We start from the raw sequence: 18468 nt of genomic DNA on the forward strand, positions 1-18468 counted from the left end.
CTCAGTTGCACTCAATTTAATAAATCCTCAACATTTAAGAAACTTGTTTGCTAGTTGCTGCTACTGTACCTCATAACAGCCGTAAATGCTGTAATCGTTACTCAAACGCCGACACCAATTGAGCCAGCCGAAAGTTCTTTCTACGACCCACCGTTTTGGTAATAAAATAAAACCTTTCTTCTCCAAGGGTCTGAGAACGATTTCAACGTTAGCCGTAAACATATCCATCACCCAGTGCATAAAATCTTCTCCTCGATATCCTCCATCCATCCAAATTGTATTTAAGCGTTTAACCTTATGCTCCATACGATGGACTTGTTGGAGGACTTTCTTCCCTCCCTCAGGTTCAGGAACACTGGCAGCAGTAACCAAAACGCGTAAAACTAGCCCTAACATATCCACGCTCAGATGTCGTTTCCGTCCATTTATCTTCTTGCCTGCGTCATAGCCCACATCTTGAGAAATCATCGTTGCCGTTTCCACTGATTGGCTATCAACTGCGGCTTCTGATGGGCTTGGGTCGCGTCCTACTGCGACTCGTGTCCACTGATAAACTTTGTCATGTATTTTTAGCCATGTTCCATCTTTACGCCAGCTTCGGAAATAACCATAGACCGTTTCCCAGGCAGGAAAATCACCTGGTAAACCTCGCCATGTACATCCTTCACACAGGACATAGAGAATGGCATTCATCACGGCATACATCCCTATGTTACGGGGACGACCACCTGGTTTGGCACTTGGAAATAGGTCTGCAATCAGTTCCCACTGTTCCTATGTCAGTTTAAAAATGAGTGATAAATTAACCACAGCATTACAAAAATTAGCCATAAGTCCAGTTAAGCAAGACAGATTGGCTATTGAACGCCTAGAAAAACAGTACGGCGCTTCTTTACTAGAAATTATTAATCAGATGGAAAACTATGCCATCGTTCACCAATCTATGGAAGACGAAAGGGCTAAACCCAGAAATCAGTTGATTATCGTTTGCTGTTATGGCTGTCTTTGGGGTGCAGTTCTCGGTATTGCGACGTTGTTTATCAAACCCAGTGTGACTGTGGCGGCGATTGGGTTGGGTTTTACGGCTGGGGTGTCTGGGAAATTGCTGGTTCAAAAAGGGGAATAAGTCCAAGTTGTTGAAGATTGGTTTTAATTGTTTAGCTGAACTCTTGGATTCATTGTAGAAAATATGTCTTGGTCAAAATCTATTTCATTGGATGTTGCTAATAAACTTTTTGACTTTTTATCCAACAGCGTATTTTATCGCTGCTTGAAATTTGGGTAAGGCACGAGAAATCATTTCTTCACTGGCAGTAAGGGAAATCCGAAAGTAACCTGGTATTTCCTGGGGTGTACCTGGTAAAACAAATACATCGTGACTTGCCAGTAGTTCCGCAAAAGCACAGTCATCTTCCCAAGGAGATCGCACCAACAAAAAGAATGTTCCATCGGGGGTATGCAGTTGATAACCCATGCCTCGCAGCGACGAATCCATCCAATCTCGCTTTTTTTGTAAATGCTCGATATTTATGTTTATTTTTTCCAAGTCGCTTAGGGCATATTGCATTAGTACGCTAGGAAAACACCAACCAAAAGCACTTGCTTGTAACATAGCGATTACTCGCCTTATTTCTTCCCGGTTGGGCATAGTGGAGGGAAGAGCGATATATCCGATACGTTGACCGGGAGCCATTAAGGTTTTACTGTAACCATATACCAAGAAAGAAAATGGGTAAAACTGGGTCGGGCTGGGACAAGATTGGCGATCAAAAACAATGCGGCTGAAGGTTTCATCAGAAATCATGTAAATCACCTTGCCGTAGAGTTTAGAAGCCTCAGCTAGTATAGTTGCCAAACCCTCTAGAGTACTAGCTGAAAAAATCTTACCTGTAGGGTTGTGAGGTGAATTAACAATTATTGCCCGAGTTCGTTCGGTAATTGCTTCAGCAATCGCCTCCAAATTCATATCGAAGGTGTTGGTATCTACAGGCACACCTACTGGAACCGCACCTGTAAAATGCACCATACGCCTATAACCTAACCAGGGTGGAGTCAAAATAATTACCTCATCCCCTTCCCCAGCGAGTATTTGCAGACAAATCGCCAAACCCACTAGAGTCCCATTAGTCATAAAAATATCTTCAGGCAATATAAAAAGTCCGCGTTTCTCATGAAGAGATGCAGATACAGTAACCCGTGATTCGGGAATATTTCCCTTGTAGCCATACCAACTGGAGTTTTGTGGTACACTCCAACGTTGCAGGGCTTCTACAAACCCTGGAAGTGGCATTTCATGAGCATCACCCAAAGAAAAATCAAGACTTTCCGGCTCAGTTCGGCGACTCATATAGGTCGCTGAAGCATAAAATTTACTTATAGGCGTTTGGTAATCTAATTTCTTCAATAACTGTGGTGATATGAAGTGAATTTTGCCTTCATCTGTCGTATCCGGCATAAACCCAGCCTTTGATTGCTATCTGATGCAGGCAGTATAGTCGTAATTGCATACATTAACAACAAGCGATCGCATCGATGGGGGAGCGATTCGAGGTAGTAACCTATTCCATAGTTTTCAAGATTTGAATATTGGTAATCAGCAACGGGTTTATTTTTTTAACCCTGCTGGAGTCAAAAATATTCTGGGTCGAGTTACAGGAAACCACGTTTCTAATATTTTCGGTACATTGGGAGTATTAGGAAATGTCAATCTATATTTGATCAATCCTAACGGCATAATTTTCGGCACAAATGCGCGTTTGGATATCTCTGGTTCTTTGTTTGCTAGCACCAGCAACTCCCTTCTGTTCAAAAACGGTTATCAATTTACTACTCAAAACCCCAAAGCACCCCCCTTGTTAACTGTCAATATTCGGCCGGGGTTAGAAAGTTGGTTCCCGCCCCAAGGTGCGATCGCTAATAGTGGTAAATTATCAGTTGGAGAAAACTTGACTTTAGCTGGTACAAATCTTTACTTACAAGGACAATTGCAAGCAGGTAGTAATTTAACGTTGCAAGCTACCAATACTCTAAAAGTGCGGGACAGCCTAAATCGCCCTTTCATTGCATCAGCTAAACAACAACTTTTAGCTCAAGGAAATCAGATAGATATCTTGGCATTAAATCATCCCTCCAGTGGCTTCTTTTCTGGTGAAAATATGCTGTTCCGTTCCGCCAATTCTATTCGTGGGGACGCTAATTTTTTGAGTGGTGGTAATTTTCGCCTCGAACAAATGAACCGACAAGGAGGAGATTTATTTAGTTTTAATAACCCGATTATTCGTTCAAGTGGAGATGTTAATTTTAATAGTTATAAAGGATCTTCTATTCATATTTTTGCGGGTGGAAGTGTAAAAATTAATAATATTAATGTTAATGTTAGCCGTCGAGATCCAACTAATTTTATTAATGAAACAGTTACTCTTTCCGATGGAGTAACGCAAGTTCCTATTAATGGCAGCACTCAACCTACTGTTGATATTAGGGCTGGAACTACCAATTTAAACCCAACTGGTATCAAAGGAGCGATTAATGTTTTTTCACCTACTTCTAGCACAAATGGTAAACCAAGAAGTGCAGATATCACTATCAATCAAATTATCAATTCAGGAGGATTAGTTTTTTTAACCAATCAGTATCAACCTAATTCTTCTCTATCAGGCAATATTAGAGTTAACTCTGCACTAGGCATATTTCGTAGTAGTCTAGGGAGGGGAGATATTGTAATTGATTCACGGGGGAAAATTATTACTCCTCGTTTTCTGACAAGTTTAGGAATTGATTTTTCTACATTTGCATTTTCCAAACCTGGTGGAAATATCACACTTTTAGCTCAGGGTGATATTATTATGCCACCATCATCCCGCATTGTTTCTTTTGGTACAGATGGAGGTAACATTACTCTCAAGAGTCAATCTGCAATTATTCAAGAACAAGATCGGTTTGGAAAGTCATTTATTGAAAGTTCTTCCTATGGTGCTGGAAAAGGCGGTGATGTGACGCTAAACGCACCATTTATTTTCTTGAGCAACGATGTGCAAAGTAATTTGTATAGAGGTACAACAGGTACAACTGGAAAGCTGATTGTTACGGCTAATTCTTTAGAAGCCAACCAAGCTCAATTATTCACTACAAGTAATGGTGGTAATGCTAGTAATATCATTATTAATGCTGATTCAATTTTCTTAAATAACTCAAAGATAGGCAGCCAGAGTATCGGTGCAGATACAGGGAAAGCTGGTGATGTAGAGATTAATACCAGAACCACAGGCTAAATTAGAATCACAATTAAATCAATTTAGCTTGTTAGTTAAACTACAAAATTGGGAATCATCACAGCCACTAATCCCAGAAATAGAAACTAATCTTGCTCAACTTCCTCCTAGCCGTCCTGCTATTTATGCCAAGATTAACTTTGCAGAAAGTTTGATGATGCTAGAGCAAACAAGGGGAGAAAAAAAAGCAGTTTCGGATAGTAACGCGCTGAAAATTGCTCAATTATTAGCAACAGCTATTCAACAAGCCAAAGAAATCAAAGATCCGAGAGCCGAAGCTTATTCCCTGAATGAATTAGGTAAACTCTATCAAGAAAATGACCAGATCGCAGATGCTGCAATATTGACACAACAAGCATTAACAATAGCTCAAGAAATTAATGCTACTGATTTAGTCGCTCGTACAGCAGGACAACTGGGTGCAATTGCTAAAAAACAAGCAGATAGTAATAGCGCCATCGCCGCTTATGAGATTGCTTTTAATAACTTGCAATCTCTGCGTAGTGATTTAGTGGCAATTAATCGAGATGTCCAGTTTAATTTTAAGGAAAGTGTTGAACCAACCTATCGAGATTACGTCAGCCTGTTGTTGCAAAAAGATAGTCAAAGCAACCTCAAACAAGCTCTACAAGTGATGGAAGCTTTGCAACTAGCTGAACTAGATAACTTTTTTCGGGATGCTTGTTTAGACAATACTAATCCTGTAGTTTTAGAAAAAATTGACTTGCACGCAGCTGTTATCTATCCAATTATTTTAAGCGATCGCCTCGAAGTCATTCTTTCAGTTCCTAATCAACCCCTACGTCACTACAGCGCTCATCTCTCAAAGCAGCAAATTGAAGCTACCTTAAAACAACTTTATTCTTCCCTGTCCCCTGGTTATCCCAGTGACGAGCGTTTGCGACTCTCCCAAGAAGTTTATAACTGGCTGGTTGCTCCTGCTCAAACAACACTGCAAAAAAGTAATATCAAAACTTTAGTCTTCATTCCAGATGGGTTACTGCGAAACGTACCGATGGCGGCTCTATATAATGGCAAACAGTATTTAATAGAAAATTATAGTGTTGTTCTCAGTCCTGGGTTACAACTATTTCCTCAAGGACTGCAACGCCGAAAATTGAGCGTGTTAGCAGCTGGATTGACAGAAGCACGCCAAGGCTTCAATCCTTTACCGGGAGTTACAGGAGAAATTAAACAAGTCACAGCAGAAGTTAATTCCAAAATATTGCTCAACAATAAATTTACTAAAGATACCTTAAAAACAGCAATTGAAAATCAATCTTTCCCCATAGTTCATCTTGCTACTCACGGTCAATTTAGTTCCGACCCAGAAGAAACCTTTTTGTTGACATGGAGCGATCGCATTTCCATTCAAGATTTTGACCGTTTATTTAAAAACAGAAGGAAAAAAAACATAGCCCCGATTGAATTATTAGTGATGAGTGCTTGTCAAACAGCCGTAGGTGATAATCGGGCAACTTTGGGTTTAGCTGGATTTGCTTTGCGTTCTGGTGCTGAAAGTACTCTTGCTAGTTTGTGGTCAGTAAGTGACGAATCTACTTCCTCTTTGATGAAAGAATTTTATGCCGAGTTGAGTAACCCAAAACTCAACAAAGCTCAAGCATTGCAACAGGCACAAATAAAAATTATGGCGAATTCTTTATATAAACATCCTTATTTTTGGTCTTCTTTCGTTCTCGTCGGCAACTGGTTGTAAATATCACAAAAAAGGTGAAGATGATTAAATTTAATTCTCAAATATTTTTCTTTATTACTGTTAGCACCACACTAATTTTAACAAGTAATACAACATTAGCCAGTCTGCTCCCTCAAGAGCATCCCACCGTTAACAATCAAGTTCTCATTAGTGTGGACTTTAAACCTCCCAAAGATCCAGCGCCTAAAACCAGCGTTGGTGGCGGAACTAGAGGTGATGTCCAATTCAGTCTACCAGGAGGTTCAGCACCTAAAACTAGCGTTGGTGGCGGAACTAGAGGTGATGTACAGTTCGGTTTACCAGGAGGTTCAGCACCCAGAACTAGCGTTGGTGGCGGAACTAGAGGTGATGTACAGTTCGGTTTACCAGGAGGTTCAACACCCAGAACTAGCGTTGGTGGCGGAACTAGAGGTGATGTCCAGTTCGGTTTACCAGGAGGTTCAGCACCCAGAACTAGCGTTGGTGGCGGAACTAGAGGTGATGTGCAATTGACTCTACCTAGTGGAAATTCAACCCCCAGAAGCAGCATAGGTGGAGGAACAAAAGGAAAAACTCTACCATTAACAGCATTAGTTCCCCCTACCAAGCAGGGACGCACCGTATTAGCAAGACCGACAATTTTTGCTTATCTACCTCCAGTTGGCGCAGAAACTGTGTTTTTCAGCCTCCAAGATGAAGACGGAAATCCCCATTACTCCACAATGCTGAAAGTTTCTCTTGATGGAGGTGTAGTTAGTATTACGTTACCTCCAACAGCACCAGCTTTGGCAATAGATAAAAATTACCTGTGGTATTTTGCACCGATTGAACCAGGCGGAGTTCTTCGACCTGATAACTATTCTGTAACAGGCTGGATCAAACGAGTCAAACCAACATTTAATCAGCAAGAATTAGCCTCATCTCCTGTCAAACTAGCAACTAAATATGCTGAAGCTGGTGTATGGTATGATACCCTCAAAGTTTTGGCAGAAGCAAAGCAATCGCAGCCAAATAACAAAGCTTTTACTACTGAATGGCACGATTTACTCAAACAAGTTGGACTAGAAGACATTGCCTCTCAACCATTGACAAAAGCTTTTTAATTTAATCACAAAATGATTTGGCAAAAACTTAAAAAATCAATTAAAAAATGGCAAGGAACACTGATAATTACTCCCTGTGTCGCAGGATTAGTAATTGTCGGGAGTAATATAGGTGTTTTTAGAATTTTAGAATGGGTAACTTTAGATCAGTTATTTCGGATTCGTCCTCAAGAATCTGTAGATAAACGAATTGTGATTGTCACGATTGATGAGCCAGATATTCAATATGTCAAGCAATGGCCGATGTCGGATCGCATCATGGCTAAAATGGTTCGCAATATCAAAGCCCAACAACCAAGAGCGATCGCCATTGATATCTATCGAGATTTAACTGTAGAACCAGGACACACAGAATTAGTCAAAGAATTTCAAAATACTCCTAATTTTATTGGCATTGAAAAAGTTGCCGACAACCCAATCGCACCACCGCCAACTCTAGCTAAACAGGGTCAAGTAGCTGCCAACGATCTACTCTTAGATACAGATGGTAAAATTCGACGCGGTATTATTTTATTAGGTAAACCCGATCGAAGTTTAGCTCAAGGGCTAGGAATAAAACTAGCCTTAACATATTTAGAAAAATCAGGCATTGAATTAAAGGAAATTAATACAGATAAACAAATATATGGCTTGGGCAAAGCTAAGTTTGTACCTCTATCTAGCAATGATGGAGAATACAACGAAGCTGATATGGGAGGATACCAAGTTTTAATTAATTATCGAGGTGGACTAAAAAGCTTTCCCCATATTTCCATGACCGATGTTTTAGAAAATCGCATACCTAATAATTTTATGCGCGATCGCCTAGTTTTGATCGGCGCAAAAGCCCCCAGCTTGAATGATAACTATAGTACCCCTTACAACAGCAATTTATTTTTTCCCACAGAGCTAATCCCTGGAGTAGTAATTCACGCAAATATTACCAGCCAGATTCTCAGCGCCGCTATAGATGGTCGTCCGATGATGCGATCTGTCGTTAAACCTCTAAACTGGTTGTTAATCGTTTTTTGGTCTGGATATAGTGCCACCCTTGGCGCAATTTATATCAAAAGACGTTGGCTGACCATAAGTGGTTTATTGTTGGCTGTGGTTATTATTGTTAGTAGTGCTTACGTAGCCTTTCTTAGCGGTTGGTTAATTCCTGTATTTACACCATTATTAACTGCGATCGCTGCTTTAATAATTGGTCTTGTACAGGTTTTGTGGCAAAATCTGATGCTTTCTTATCGACAATTGGAAGATTACGCTCACAATCTAGAAATCAAAGTTCAAGAACGCACATCTGAACTAGCCGAAGCTAATGAAGAAATCAGTATCCTGAATGAAAAACTCAAAGGAGAAAACCTCCGCATGAGTGCCGAACTCGATATTTTGCGGCAAATGCAGCAGATGATTCTACCAAAACCAGAGTAACTAGAAGGCTTAATAGCAGAACAGCAAATTAACTATAAATTAGAAGAGGTTCAAATAGGACTTGAAACACTAGTTGTTACACTCCAGTTTGCCGAAAAAGGTGGTTTTACCCCAGATGAAATTGATAATGTGCAGCAGGAATATCGGAGTATTTTAGCTTTGATTGGGTTAAAAGCAATTGCGGAAATTCAAAACAATCGTACTGTTTTTAACCTGCAAGAAATCGGAGATCAAGATTCGTTGATTGAGTTAGTCCGAGAATGGTATCGCATCTGGATTCGCGATCCAAATCTCTTGGATAATGATAGCTACATGGTTTCTGAAGAGTGGGAGCGCAAGCTTATTCTCTTAAAACGGAGATCGCAGCGTTTATACCAAAAAATTTCTAATCCTCACAGTGAAGAAACTCGGATTGATGATTATGTAATGGAATTAAATAAATGGGTTCGGGAACGATTCAAAGAACCGCGACAAAAGTGGCAAGAACCACAAGTTTTAATCAAAGGTACAAATCATAGCGATAATAGGATTAGCTATGCTGAATTTAAGCTCAATTTCTTTGTTGATGATATCAAACTAGAGAATGGCAGACGGGGCGAACGCGTTAGCAGTCAGATATATCAAGAGGTTTTGCAATACCTCAAGTCTAAAAGGATGTTTGAAAAGTCAGAAAAGTTGTAAAAACGATAATCATTACGAGGGGGAGTCAGAGGCAGCCGTCGGCTGCCTGACTTTTCACGGTTAGTTCTCAAACCACTAAATAGCTTAGGTTTTCTCACAGTCTAATTCTCAATAGTTTTAGATTAATGACTAGGAATCACGAGAAGATCAGCAAAAAGAAAAACTCAATTTATGCGATCGCTATAAAACGGGCGCGGGCGGTTACGGCGGGAGCTAACCGACACTCTTTGACTTTTACAGATGCCGTGAAAAGTCAGATCCCCAATTAGGTCAAGGAAGCTACCATACCCTCAAGGACATCATTCCATTTCAACATGTTTTGATGAATAGTTCATCTGATACACCGATTCGAGAACTGTGCCAAGTAATTCGAGCAAAGGTAGACATTAACCAAATATTGGAAATTCGTTCGCAAGCGGATTTCTGGATACGCCACCTTGAGCGACAAACCAGACAAGTCCAAAAATAAGCAGTTAGTTGTAGTCTGAATTTTTATGGCGAATCGAGGGAACCGAGCAGCCAGTAGCCGGGAGAATCGGGTGAGTCGTCAAAGTAATAGGCACGGATGGCTTCGAGCAAATCGCTGGTGGTGATGAAGCCATCCGCGTCCTGGTCAAGGCGACAGAATACCTCGCGGGCATCTTGCTCAGATAGGTGCATCATAGCCCCAGTCCATCGGATTTCATCGGTTACGGTGAGCTGACCGTCACCATCCTGGTCAACGATATCCATAATCGCCCCAAGGAAGGGCAAATAGCCTTGGTCAAACGCTTCGGGGGTTTCTAGCAGTCCCAAGGCAAATGCTGCTTTGTACTCGGCCTCGCTGATGCGGCCATCGGTGTTTGTGTCGGCGACTTCCAACAAGTGATTCCACAAGCCTAAGCAGACATCGAGCAGCCGTTGTCGGGCAGGAGATTTAGATTCGTGACCGAATTCTTCAGCCAGACGCGCAACTGACATCTCGAAGTCGCTTTGCTCAATAAAGCCATTGCGATCATCATCGAAGGTGGCAAAGCGTTTAGAGAGTTTCCGATCCAGGAAATCGTTCATGCGGTTTTTGCGGCATCACAAATCCACCATATAATAACATAGCTGGTATGATACAGCTTACAATAGACATGTCCTTAAAATAAAGTTTGTGGGAAAATGATACAGAAATAAAAACTCTGGTGCATCAACCATGACGAGTCCTTTAGTAAAAATCGAATCACATCCCCAGTCAGCAAAACGATTGATCGGTATTAATTATGAACAGTTTATGACATTAGTTATGTTGGCAGAACAACGACATAATCAGAAACAAACAGAAATTCAAAAAAACAAGGTTCGTCTTATTGCTCCTGGTGGTGGACGCAAATCAGAAATGTCTCCCAAAGAAGGGGTCTGTTTATGTCTAGTTTACCTTCGGCAAAAACCAACTTTTGATATTTTAGGTTTATTATTTGATATATCAAAAACTAAAGCGAATGATGCTTTTAATTATTGGGTAAAGATTTTGAGAGAGATATTACCAGCTTCTCAAATGGAAGAGGTAAAAAAAGATAGTCATAAATATCAAGAACTACGTAAAATTATGGGTCTTCAGTACTTGTTATGCTAAACTAATAATTAAAGTGCCAATTCAATAAACATCTTACTCTAAAATTATTAAAGTTTCTAAACCCATAAGCTGAATGCTTAATTAGCTTGAGTTTGTTATTGATGCCTTTCCTTCGGAACGCTACGCGAACAACAGCACCACTTGTTGTCTTATTATCAAAGTAAGCTATTATCTCATCAAACCAGCGAATAAAAGTATTGTTGCTATTTGGGAAATGTTTTTTAGCAATTGAAGTGCCATATACCTAGTTTAAAGACTGCCGTATACCAATCATTCGTTTGATTAAAAACTTTCCTGAGTTTCTCTTTTAATTCATGCATTAATTTTAGGCTATTAGACACAGCTTTCACCTGAATAAGTTTATTTTTTTGCTCTTCGTTTAAATCTGACTCATTTTTAAGTAAAACATATTTACTTTTATTTAAGCCTTCTAATATTTGCTCCTGTCGGAATTTTTCTTTTGATGTCTTGGCTTTTTTTATTAATTCTTGTGTATTGCGCCTTTCTTTTTTTCTCTGTGTATATAATTCCTTATTTATCTGAACCATAACGTGAAATCGATCTGCAACTACTTGAGCTTCAGGCATTAATTCTGTCACTAAGTTTTTATAACCAATACAAAAATCTATACTAACTTCCTCGATTTGCTCTAAGACTTCAGTTCCCCACCCTATAAGAGTTTCCTTTATTATTTCTTGAGTACGTCCACTTAAAATAGCAATCAGTTTGGATGTATCCAAATCTATTAGTACTGCACAATAATTTCCTTTTCCTTTAACTAGAGCTATCTCATCAATTCCAAGTCTTTTTAATTTTAAAGGTTTTGAATTTGATAATTGTTCTGATGCGTCTTTTAACATACCTTCTATCTCTTCTGTTGTGACTATTCCTTTTGAAGCTACAGTGTGGATATCGTTTTCTAAAACTTCTTGTATTGTTTTCTGTGCAAGCCGCTTTGTATAAGTTCTTTTCTTCCTGACAAAATCTAAATTTTCACTAAAGGGTTTTTTACATATTTCACATTTGAATTGACGCCTATTAATTTCTAAAAATACTAGATGATCTCCAACAGGTAAGTCTTTAACAATATGTCAATGATTTTGATGTAATTTCTGACTTTTTGTGCCACACCTGGGGCAAATACTATATAATTTTTTTGATTCGGTTTGTAAAATAATTCCAATTCCATCGTGAAGGCGATGTGATATAACTTTTATATCTTCTAAATCAATAAGTTCTGTTAGAATTTTAATATCTCTTTTGCTAGTCATGACTGTAAATTTATATAAAAATAGTTGGAGTACTATTTACAGTTAATAAGAAATATTCTTTATATGTCAATCCTTATAGTACTTTTAACAGATTATTGATACATTTTTTGACATTGTTTGATATCTATATCTTAATAATTTGGCATAACAAGTACTGAAGAGCCAAGAAAAATGTAATGATTTAATAAAAACTTATAGAGGTAATCCTTCAGAGCTAAAAGCAGTAGTCAATCGAATTAATCATTTCTTTGCAAGTAGCACCGAAAAATTTTTTGAAAATCCAACTACATTAGTTAGTGACCAGTTTCAAGAAATGCTTAATTATTTATTCAGTAACTTATTGACCGAAATTCAGAAGCAAATTATGATTTATTTAGCAGAAAAAATAACTTCAAATTTACAATCTATTGGGTTTGATCAACTATTGAATAACATGAATTATGAGACAAAAAGCTCTGTTTAAAAATTTGAGTTAATTAAGGCATTAGAAGTACTTGAAAAAAACTCATTAATTGAAGTTATTAAAGACTCGATTAGACTTATCCGAAAATGGTAAATGTATATGGCAAAGGGATTTCAGCGATTATAAGGGAATGTGCGATCGCTAGATTAGGTATACGAAAGAATAGGGGTTTGAGCATAAATTACGGCTAAATTATCAGTTGAGGGGCAAAAATCTTGGTGGAAGTAAAATTTATTTTCTACCAAAAAATTAAATGTTAATAGCTAGTGAAAGTAAACAATTAAGCCGTAGCCTGACTAACCCACAAACGGTCATAATTACCTGACTATACTTGTGCCTTGCTAAACGAAATTTCTCACTAGCGACTCGAAATATTTTTACTTTCCCTATCAAATGTTCAACGCCTATTCTTCTAGACGATAACTGCTGGTTTTCTTTTTTTTGTGATTCCGAAATTTCTTTCTTCCTCGGTTTCTTGTAAGGCGTGGTAATTGTTGACTCTCCTATGTAAGCTTTATCTCCAATAAATTTTTGTTCACAATCAAATTTACCTTGTGTTTCTCGGAATAAATTAATATCACTTGTTTTTCCTAAGTTTCCAATATAAATGTCAACAATATCTTCTCCATTGGGCAACACAATAAACTGGTTTTTCAGGGTATGCATTTTTTTCTTGCCAGAGTAGTACTGTTTTTGCTCTTGATAGTCTACAGGCCATTAAGATAGCTAGATAAATATTACTTAGATGGTCTGATGAATTTTGTTGAGCTAGTATCAATATTTCTTGTAGAACTGTTTTAGATTCATTTAACTTACTTAACAAACGTAGTACTTCTGCTAAATTCTGCAATCCGAGTAAGTTAACCGATGTTGGGTTAACCTGATGTATAATTACTTTTAACGCTTCAAATGTAGAGATAACAGGTGACTGTAACGAAGTGTCGCATATCCAACCATCTAGTTTCAAAGCTTTTAAAAGTGTAGTACAAGCACGAGGGTATAAACCTAATGTTTGTAAAGCTATGCTTTGATTAATTAAACTGCCTGTCACACCTTCAGAATCTTTAAGTTGTTGATAAAGTTTTGTAGCTTGCTGCCAAGTTTGTAAGGCTTCTGCTGTTTGCCCTATATTCAGTTGCTTTTGCCCTCTCTGGTTCAACACTTCAGCTTGCTGCTGTTCTGCTTGTTTATTTGTAACCTCAGCCCAAATTGCAGACGGCTGGCTTGCAGCTATGGTTAACGATTACCTTAAACAGGACGACTCAGCATCAGCAACGGTGGAAGTGACGGCTGTCGAAGTAGCAGAAGATTTGGACAGGAGGAGCAGAGCGATCACTTTCAAGACCAGTTCTGATGGCTCAAGCGCCCGCTTGATAGTGCGATCGCTTCCGGCTGGCGCTCCGCGCCATCGCCACCAGGTACAGGTAATTCAGTACAATCTTGAGTAGAGCCGGAGTTTTGAGTGGAGAAGGGAATTGAACCAAAGTTCGACTGCACCAAGCCGCCAACTTCAGATTACGATTTTAACAGTAGGTTCAAGAGGAGACTTGCAACCATATTGCGCTTTAGGTATTGGGTTGAAACGTGCGGGGCATAAGGTGAAGGTAGCAGCGCATGAAAACTTTGAGTCGTTTGTCAGAAAGTTTGATTTAGAGTTTGCACCGATCGCTGGCAATATGGAAGAGTTTCTGCAATCCAAACAAGGGCAGCGATTGATTGCGGGAGAAAAGTTGAATCCAGAAGAGGCAGATAAGCTTTTGCTTCAACAGTTGGAATCAGCTTGGAGTGCGTGTCAGGGAAGTGAGGTGATTATCTACACGCCGTTAGCTACCTTTGGATATCACATCGCAGAGAAATTAGGCGTACCCTGCTTTTTTGCATCAGTTATGCCGTTGACTCTCACAGGGATGTTTGGATTTCTGAGATTTGGTCAAATAGCTAAAAACCCACTAAAGGAAGCAATCAACTATGGCAGCTACTTGCTAGTAGAGTTTTTGCACTGGCAAAGATATCGTCCACTGCTCAATCACTTCAGAACGGAAACTTTGAAATTGCCGCCTTTACCATATTTGGGCAGACGCTTTAGACAGAAGACTCCGGCGAATGTATCACGAATCCCTGTATTGTATGGATTTAGTTCACACGTAATCCCAAAACCTCATGACTGGCCGCATTGGGCGTATGTGACTGGTTTTTGGTTTATTGAGCAAGCCTCCGAATACGAGCCACCCCTGGCACTAGAGGATTTTCTTGGACGAAAGCAATTACCTTTGTGTTTTGGATTTGGCAGCATGACGATGCCCAATCCAGAATATCTCACACACTACATCGTAGAAGCCTTAAAGAAAACCCATCAAGGTGGCATCATCTTGTCAGGTTGGGGGAACGTTGGAAGAACAGTGAATGTAAAAGATTCACTACGAGTGTTTGTGATCAAGGAAGTTCCTCATGATTGGTTATTTCCTCAAGTGCCAGCAGTAGTACATCATGGAGGAGCCAGTACAACTGCGGCAGTGTTACGTGCGGGGATACCATCAGTTACCATACCTTTCTTTGCAGATCAGCCAGTTTGGGGTGAAAAGCTAAACCGGTTGGGAGTCAGCCCACAACCGATACCGTACCATAAGGTATCAGACAAAACTTTAGCAGCAGCGATTGAAGTCGTACTGCATGATGAGGGAATGCGCTTAAAAGCCCAGAAGTTAGGCGAGAAGTTAAGGGGTGAAGATGGGGTAGCGAATGCTGTAGAAGCATTCCATCGGCATTTGGGTTTGATTGGGTAAGTTATTATTTGGGTGAGAAATACCAAACAGTTGCTCTTGCATCATCACATCCACAACAGCAGTAAATGTCTCCAGTTAAAGTTTATACAGTGTTTTGTATGAATAGCAGTGTCCTTATGGTATTTTATACTCCTGGGCGGTGCTGGCAGTTTCGCATCATTAGCCGCACAGGTGGTATATTTGGGGAGGAAAAGATTTATTACACTGCGTCAGCAGCGTTGACGATAGGGCTAGAGTGGATGAGGGATGAGCGGTGATCCGATCCAAGGTGAGCATTAGTGGCAAGAGCAATCGCAAAAGGTGAAGGTGAATTGCTCCAAATTTACCCCCATGCGATCGCATCTCAAGAATGATTTCGAGTCAACTGTAGCAAGATAGCTTCAAGACTTTGTAGAGCAGCGTTGGTAGTGCGTTGGTGTTCTTGAAAGTCCTGACGATGTTCTTCAAAGTTGCGCTGATGTATTTCAAAATTACGCTGATGTTCTTCATGAGAGTCGCGTAACTCAAGTAGTACGTCGTCCAAGATGGCACTCCTGGCTAATACACGATTTACATTTTCCGTAAGTGAGTCTAACTGTTGTTGAGTGTTGGCTTGTCGTTCGGCAAGCCCTAGCATTATTTGTTCAATGCGGTCTAGTCTGCTTGGGAAGTAAGGAAGGCGTGTCGGTCATTTTAGGTTAAGCTTAGTCCTCTACTAAGGATTATATAACCCACATTCCGCAGGTAAAATTATAAAATATTTATTTAAACCCAAAAAACATTTTTCCCCAAAAAATTTTCTCACATAGCGAGGTACGATAAGACAAGAAAAGAGCAAAAGCGAATGTTTCTACTAATTCATCGCCGCACCAACACATACAACCCGAAAACCGATCATGCTGCTGACGTAGACGACATGGTAGGTGAGCCGAAAAGCAGAACGGCAATCTTCAGGATAGTTGACCCAAGAACCACCACGCAGCACCTTTCTATCATTGCTTTTCTTGCTGCTTAACCATACACTTCCATTCGTAGGCGCACCTTCATAACTATAATGCCATCCATCCGCATACCATTCCCATACATTACCGTGCATATCGTATAAGCCAAAGTTATTAGCTACCTTAAAACTCCCTACTTCTGTTGTTTCCTTTTTATAAATTCCCTTTACTCCATCTCCATAAATTTGATTATTACCATCATAATTTGCTAACTCAGTGATAATAGTTTCACCAAAATGAAATGCTGTGTTAGTTCCGGCTCGACAGGCATATTCCCATTCAGCTTCACTAGGTAAACGATACTCTCTTTTAGTATGTTTTGATAAGCGATCGCAAAACTCAACTGTATTTTTCCAAGAAACAGACTCTACGGGACGGTTATTGCCTTTAAATTGAGATGGATCTAGTTTTAGTTCTCGGTTTACTTGGGGTAAATTAGCTACATATCGCCATTGTGCTTGTGTTACTTGATATTTACCCATGAAAAAGGGTTGCACAGTAACTTGATGTTGGGGTTTTTCCCATCTAAACTGTTCTTGATCATATTCTTTACATAGTTTTTCTATTTCTGCTTTATGCTCTCACTGCACTGTTTCAGGTTCTTTTCAGTATAAAAAGCCGCGTCCATTACATATACTTCCGGTTGTTCTCCAAGCCATTGAGACTGAAATTCTTGAATCATTTTGGGAAAAGCGTTCTGGTCTAATTCATTCCCATCTCCGACTTGCATAAATAATGGAATTCCTTCTTCTCCAGTTGTTAACAAACTTAATGTAAATTGTTTCAGGTCTGCTCTATGGTCGCGAGAGTAACCATGATTAATGTTTATTGCTACTGGTTCTGATTCTTCTTCTAATGAGAGTATATTTTCCACAGAACTTTGTTCTCCTTCAACTGATTTCAGATATTTTCCATGAACTGATAAACTCGTACCATCAATATGAGCATTTGATATTTTAATTCCAAAACATTTTGCCATCACACAGGCTATTTTTAAGAATAAGAGGCTAACACCATATTCGTATAATTGATCTAATACTCGTCCTAATCTACTATCGTTGAGATGTTCAGCTTCTACTCCCACACCTATTAGATGTTCTGAAGATTCCCTACAAAAAATTGACTAAATAAGTATAATGGCGCGGTTATAAACCCCATGCAGTTGATTATCATCGCTTTAACCACAAGTCCAGCACTAACTTTCTCTTGTGCATGAGTCCCTATTTCTTGATCTATTATCTCCACAAGCCCTATTTCATCTATAATTCCTGCTATTATCCCTAAATGGTCAATGTCTTTAACGTCTACTTGTAGTTCTGTTTTCACTTCCTTCTTCCTTCAATCCACTTAGATTAAAATACCTTTTTTCTGGTTTTACCTGCTGAATGTGGGATATAAAGTTGTGACCTCTGTCTGCCCGTTATTTTAGCAACAGTTACCCGACTGAAAAGCCTGACACTTTTTAGATCGCTAGTTTTGCATAGGAGGCGAAAAGTACAACACAGCGCGATCGCTGTTTTCTCCCTCTGCTGCCCCAGCGACCCTAGCGTTAAAGCCGCGACCGAGCAAGAAAGTTTTGCTGCATGGACGAAACATAAAGCCCTCTGCAAGAACTGTCTTCTTCAATAATTAAGGGACTTACAAAATTTAAACAAGGTTACTGGTATTAATTGAAGAAGTTTTTACCCAAATATTCCGACTGTTATAAAAATCTCCACGTTGCTCCAATGTAAAACCACCAAGTAACAATCCTAACCACACCTCCACCATCGGCATTTTCAATCCCTGTTGCAGTTTAGTCAAGGAAATTTCATCTTTAACCTGTGCAAGATAGTTAGCGATGTCTACGACGGGCTACGCCTACGCGCTGTGCCAAATTTCTACATCTTCATCACCAGCCAACTGATGAACATCTTCTATAGTTTTAACGGATTCTAGCATTGCGAAGATGTTCTCTTTGTGAACAGGGGCTGTGACTGAATGAGTGCTAGTAGCAGTTTGAGTAAAATGGTGTGAACCATGTGTCTAAAAGTTTGGGGTATTACCTCTTCGATCAAATCATCAAAATCAAGCTGCATTGTTGTCCGCACTAATCCAGCAAAGATATTAGTACTAATAATTGGCCCATCAGTATCGTTTTGAGCGCGTACATCTTGCAATATTGACTCAGCAAGGGATTTGAGAATATCTGCGATCTGATAAAATGC

Annotated in this window: 22 protein-coding genes and 2 pseudogenes; 12 read left to right on the plus strand and 12 right to left on the minus strand. The window is 39.5% G+C overall.

All coding sequences use genetic code 11. The features are described 5' to 3' along the window. Nucleotides 1–90: 90 nt before the first annotated feature. Nucleotides 91–762, minus strand: a pseudogene (locus V7K44_RS20970) (IS5 family transposase); the annotation flags it as partial. Between V7K44_RS20970 and V7K44_RS20975 the strand changes: the two are divergent. Further along, nucleotides 683–1126, plus strand: coding sequence for a hypothetical protein (locus V7K44_RS20975; protein WP_334933963.1), 444 nt, complete (start codon nt 683–685; stop codon nt 1124–1126). The pseudogene V7K44_RS20970 and the gene V7K44_RS20975 sit on opposite strands and share 80 nt — an antisense overlap. Nucleotides 1127–1243: 117 nt before the next feature. On the opposite strand, the gene V7K44_RS20980 is transcribed toward V7K44_RS20975, so the two are convergent. Further along, nucleotides 1244–2455 (minus strand): aminotransferase class I/II-fold pyridoxal phosphate-dependent enzyme, encoded by a 1212-nt coding sequence (locus tag V7K44_RS20980; RefSeq protein ID WP_334933965.1) that lies wholly within the window; start codon nt 2453–2455, stop codon nt 1244–1246. Nucleotides 2456–2501: 46 nt separating this feature from the next. On the opposite strand from V7K44_RS20980, the gene V7K44_RS20985 reads away from it, so the two are divergent. The 7 genes from V7K44_RS20985 (at nt 2502) to V7K44_RS21015 (ending at nt 9633) form a co-directional block, all read left to right on the plus strand. Beyond that, nucleotides 2502–4271: a two-partner secretion domain-containing protein gene (locus V7K44_RS20985; RefSeq protein ID WP_334933967.1), complete on the plus strand. Its 1770-nt coding sequence runs from the start codon at nt 2502–2504 to the stop codon at nt 4269–4271. 28 nt (nt 4272–4299) lie between these two features. Beyond that, nucleotides 4300–5988 carry a CHAT domain-containing protein gene (locus tag V7K44_RS20990; protein WP_334933969.1) on the plus strand — a complete coding sequence of 563 codons (1689 nt, stop codon included), beginning with the start codon at nt 4300–4302 and terminating at the stop codon, nt 5986–5988. A 20-nt stretch (nt 5989–6008) separates the two neighbouring features. Then, a complete protein-coding gene (locus V7K44_RS20995) occupies nt 6009–7070 on the plus strand; it encodes a DUF928 domain-containing protein (RefSeq protein WP_334933971.1) in 1062 nt (353 codons plus the stop codon). A gap of 12 nt (nt 7071–7082) precedes the next feature. Continuing rightward, nucleotides 7083–8483, plus strand: a complete 1401-nt coding sequence (locus tag V7K44_RS21000) for a CHASE2 domain-containing protein (protein WP_334933973.1) — start codon at nt 7083–7085, stop codon at nt 8481–8483. Nucleotides 8484–8612: 129 nt separating this feature from the next. Next, nucleotides 8613–9164, plus strand: a complete 552-nt coding sequence (locus V7K44_RS21005) for a hypothetical protein (RefSeq protein WP_334933975.1) — start codon at nt 8613–8615, stop codon at nt 9162–9164. Nucleotides 9165–9289: 125 nt separating this feature from the next. Continuing rightward, complete coding sequence (locus tag V7K44_RS21010; protein ID WP_334933977.1) at nt 9290–9433, plus strand: hypothetical protein; 144 nt, start codon at nt 9290–9292, stop codon at nt 9431–9433. Nucleotides 9434–9486: 53 nt separating this feature from the next. Further along, on the plus strand, nt 9487–9633 hold the full coding sequence (locus V7K44_RS21015; RefSeq protein WP_334933979.1) for a hypothetical protein: 147 nt from the start codon (nt 9487–9489) through the stop codon (nt 9631–9633). Between the two features lie 23 nt (nt 9634–9656). Here V7K44_RS21015 and V7K44_RS21020 read toward each other — a convergent pair whose 3' ends face one another. Further along, nucleotides 9657–10214 carry an EF-hand domain-containing protein gene (locus V7K44_RS21020; protein ID WP_334933981.1) on the minus strand — a complete coding sequence of 186 codons (558 nt, stop codon included), beginning with the start codon at nt 10212–10214 and terminating at the stop codon, nt 9657–9659. 130 nt (nt 10215–10344) lie between these two features. On the opposite strand from V7K44_RS21020, the gene V7K44_RS21025 reads away from it, so the two are divergent. Further along, nucleotides 10345–10764, plus strand: a complete 420-nt coding sequence (locus V7K44_RS21025) for a helix-turn-helix domain-containing protein (protein ID WP_334933983.1) — start codon at nt 10345–10347, stop codon at nt 10762–10764. A gap of 1 nt (nt 10765) precedes the next feature. Here V7K44_RS21025 and V7K44_RS21030 read toward each other — a convergent pair. From V7K44_RS21030 to V7K44_RS21040, 3 genes and pseudogenes are all read right to left on the minus strand, one after another. Next, a pseudogene (locus tag V7K44_RS21030) lies at nt 10766–12035 on the minus strand (ISL3 family transposase). A gap of 712 nt (nt 12036–12747) precedes the next feature. Next, nucleotides 12748–13164 carry a transposase family protein gene (locus V7K44_RS21035; protein WP_334933986.1) on the minus strand — a complete coding sequence of 139 codons (417 nt, stop codon included), beginning with the start codon at nt 13162–13164 and terminating at the stop codon, nt 12748–12750. Beyond that, complete coding sequence (locus V7K44_RS21040) at nt 13109–13660, minus strand: hypothetical protein (RefSeq protein WP_334933988.1); 552 nt, start codon at nt 13658–13660, stop codon at nt 13109–13111. The genes V7K44_RS21035 and V7K44_RS21040 overlap by 56 nt, the downstream gene beginning before the upstream one ends. 70 nt (nt 13661–13730) lie before the next feature. Here V7K44_RS21040 and V7K44_RS21045 point away from each other — a divergent pair, with 70 nt between their 5' ends. The 3 genes from V7K44_RS21045 to V7K44_RS21055 all read left to right on the plus strand — a co-directional run bounded on the left by V7K44_RS21045 (nt 13731) and on the right by V7K44_RS21055 (nt 15538). Beyond that, the gene (locus tag V7K44_RS21045; protein WP_334933990.1) at nt 13731–13946 is read left to right on the plus strand and encodes a hypothetical protein; all 216 of its coding nucleotides are present in this window, start codon (nt 13731–13733) and stop codon (nt 13944–13946) included. A gap of 27 nt (nt 13947–13973) precedes the next feature. After that, complete coding sequence (locus tag V7K44_RS21050; RefSeq protein ID WP_334933992.1) at nt 13974–15281, plus strand: glycosyltransferase; 1308 nt, start codon at nt 13974–13976, stop codon at nt 15279–15281. 98 nt (nt 15282–15379) lie between these two features. Further along, nucleotides 15380–15538, plus strand: a complete 159-nt coding sequence (locus V7K44_RS21055; protein WP_442940707.1) for a hypothetical protein — start codon at nt 15380–15382, stop codon at nt 15536–15538. Between the two features lie 86 nt (nt 15539–15624). Here the strand turns inward: V7K44_RS21055 and V7K44_RS21060 are convergent, their stop codons facing one another. The 6 genes from V7K44_RS21060 to V7K44_RS21085 all read right to left on the minus strand — a co-directional run bounded on the left by V7K44_RS21060 (nt 15625) and on the right by V7K44_RS21085 (nt 18064). After that, complete coding sequence (locus V7K44_RS21060; RefSeq protein WP_334933996.1) at nt 15625–15897, minus strand: hypothetical protein; 273 nt, start codon at nt 15895–15897, stop codon at nt 15625–15627. 216 nt (nt 15898–16113) lie between these two features. Next, the gene (locus tag V7K44_RS21065) at nt 16114–16827 is read right to left on the minus strand and encodes a formylglycine-generating enzyme family protein (protein ID WP_334934030.1); all 714 of its coding nucleotides are present in this window, start codon (nt 16825–16827) and stop codon (nt 16114–16116) included. Continuing rightward, on the minus strand, nt 16824–17345 hold the full coding sequence (locus V7K44_RS21070) for an IS1634 family transposase (RefSeq protein WP_334933998.1): 522 nt from the start codon (nt 17343–17345) through the stop codon (nt 16824–16826). Before V7K44_RS21070 ends, V7K44_RS21065 begins: the two co-directional genes overlap by 4 nt. Before the next feature lie 5 nt (nt 17346–17350). After that, nucleotides 17351–17587: a DUF4277 domain-containing protein gene (locus tag V7K44_RS21075; RefSeq protein ID WP_334934000.1), complete on the minus strand. Its 237-nt coding sequence runs from the start codon at nt 17585–17587 to the stop codon at nt 17351–17353. A 144-nt stretch (nt 17588–17731) separates the two neighbouring features. Continuing rightward, the gene (locus tag V7K44_RS21080) at nt 17732–17857 is read right to left on the minus strand and encodes a hypothetical protein (RefSeq protein WP_334934002.1); all 126 of its coding nucleotides are present in this window, start codon (nt 17855–17857) and stop codon (nt 17732–17734) included. Between the two features lie 51 nt (nt 17858–17908). Next, on the minus strand, nt 17909–18064 hold the full coding sequence (locus V7K44_RS21085; RefSeq protein ID WP_334934004.1) for a hypothetical protein: 156 nt from the start codon (nt 18062–18064) through the stop codon (nt 17909–17911). Nucleotides 18065–18468: the final 404 nt, after the last annotated feature.

Source organism: Nostoc sp., from assembly GCF_036917235.1.
GTDB lineage: Bacteria > Cyanobacteriota > Cyanobacteriia > Cyanobacteriales > Nostocaceae > Nostoc.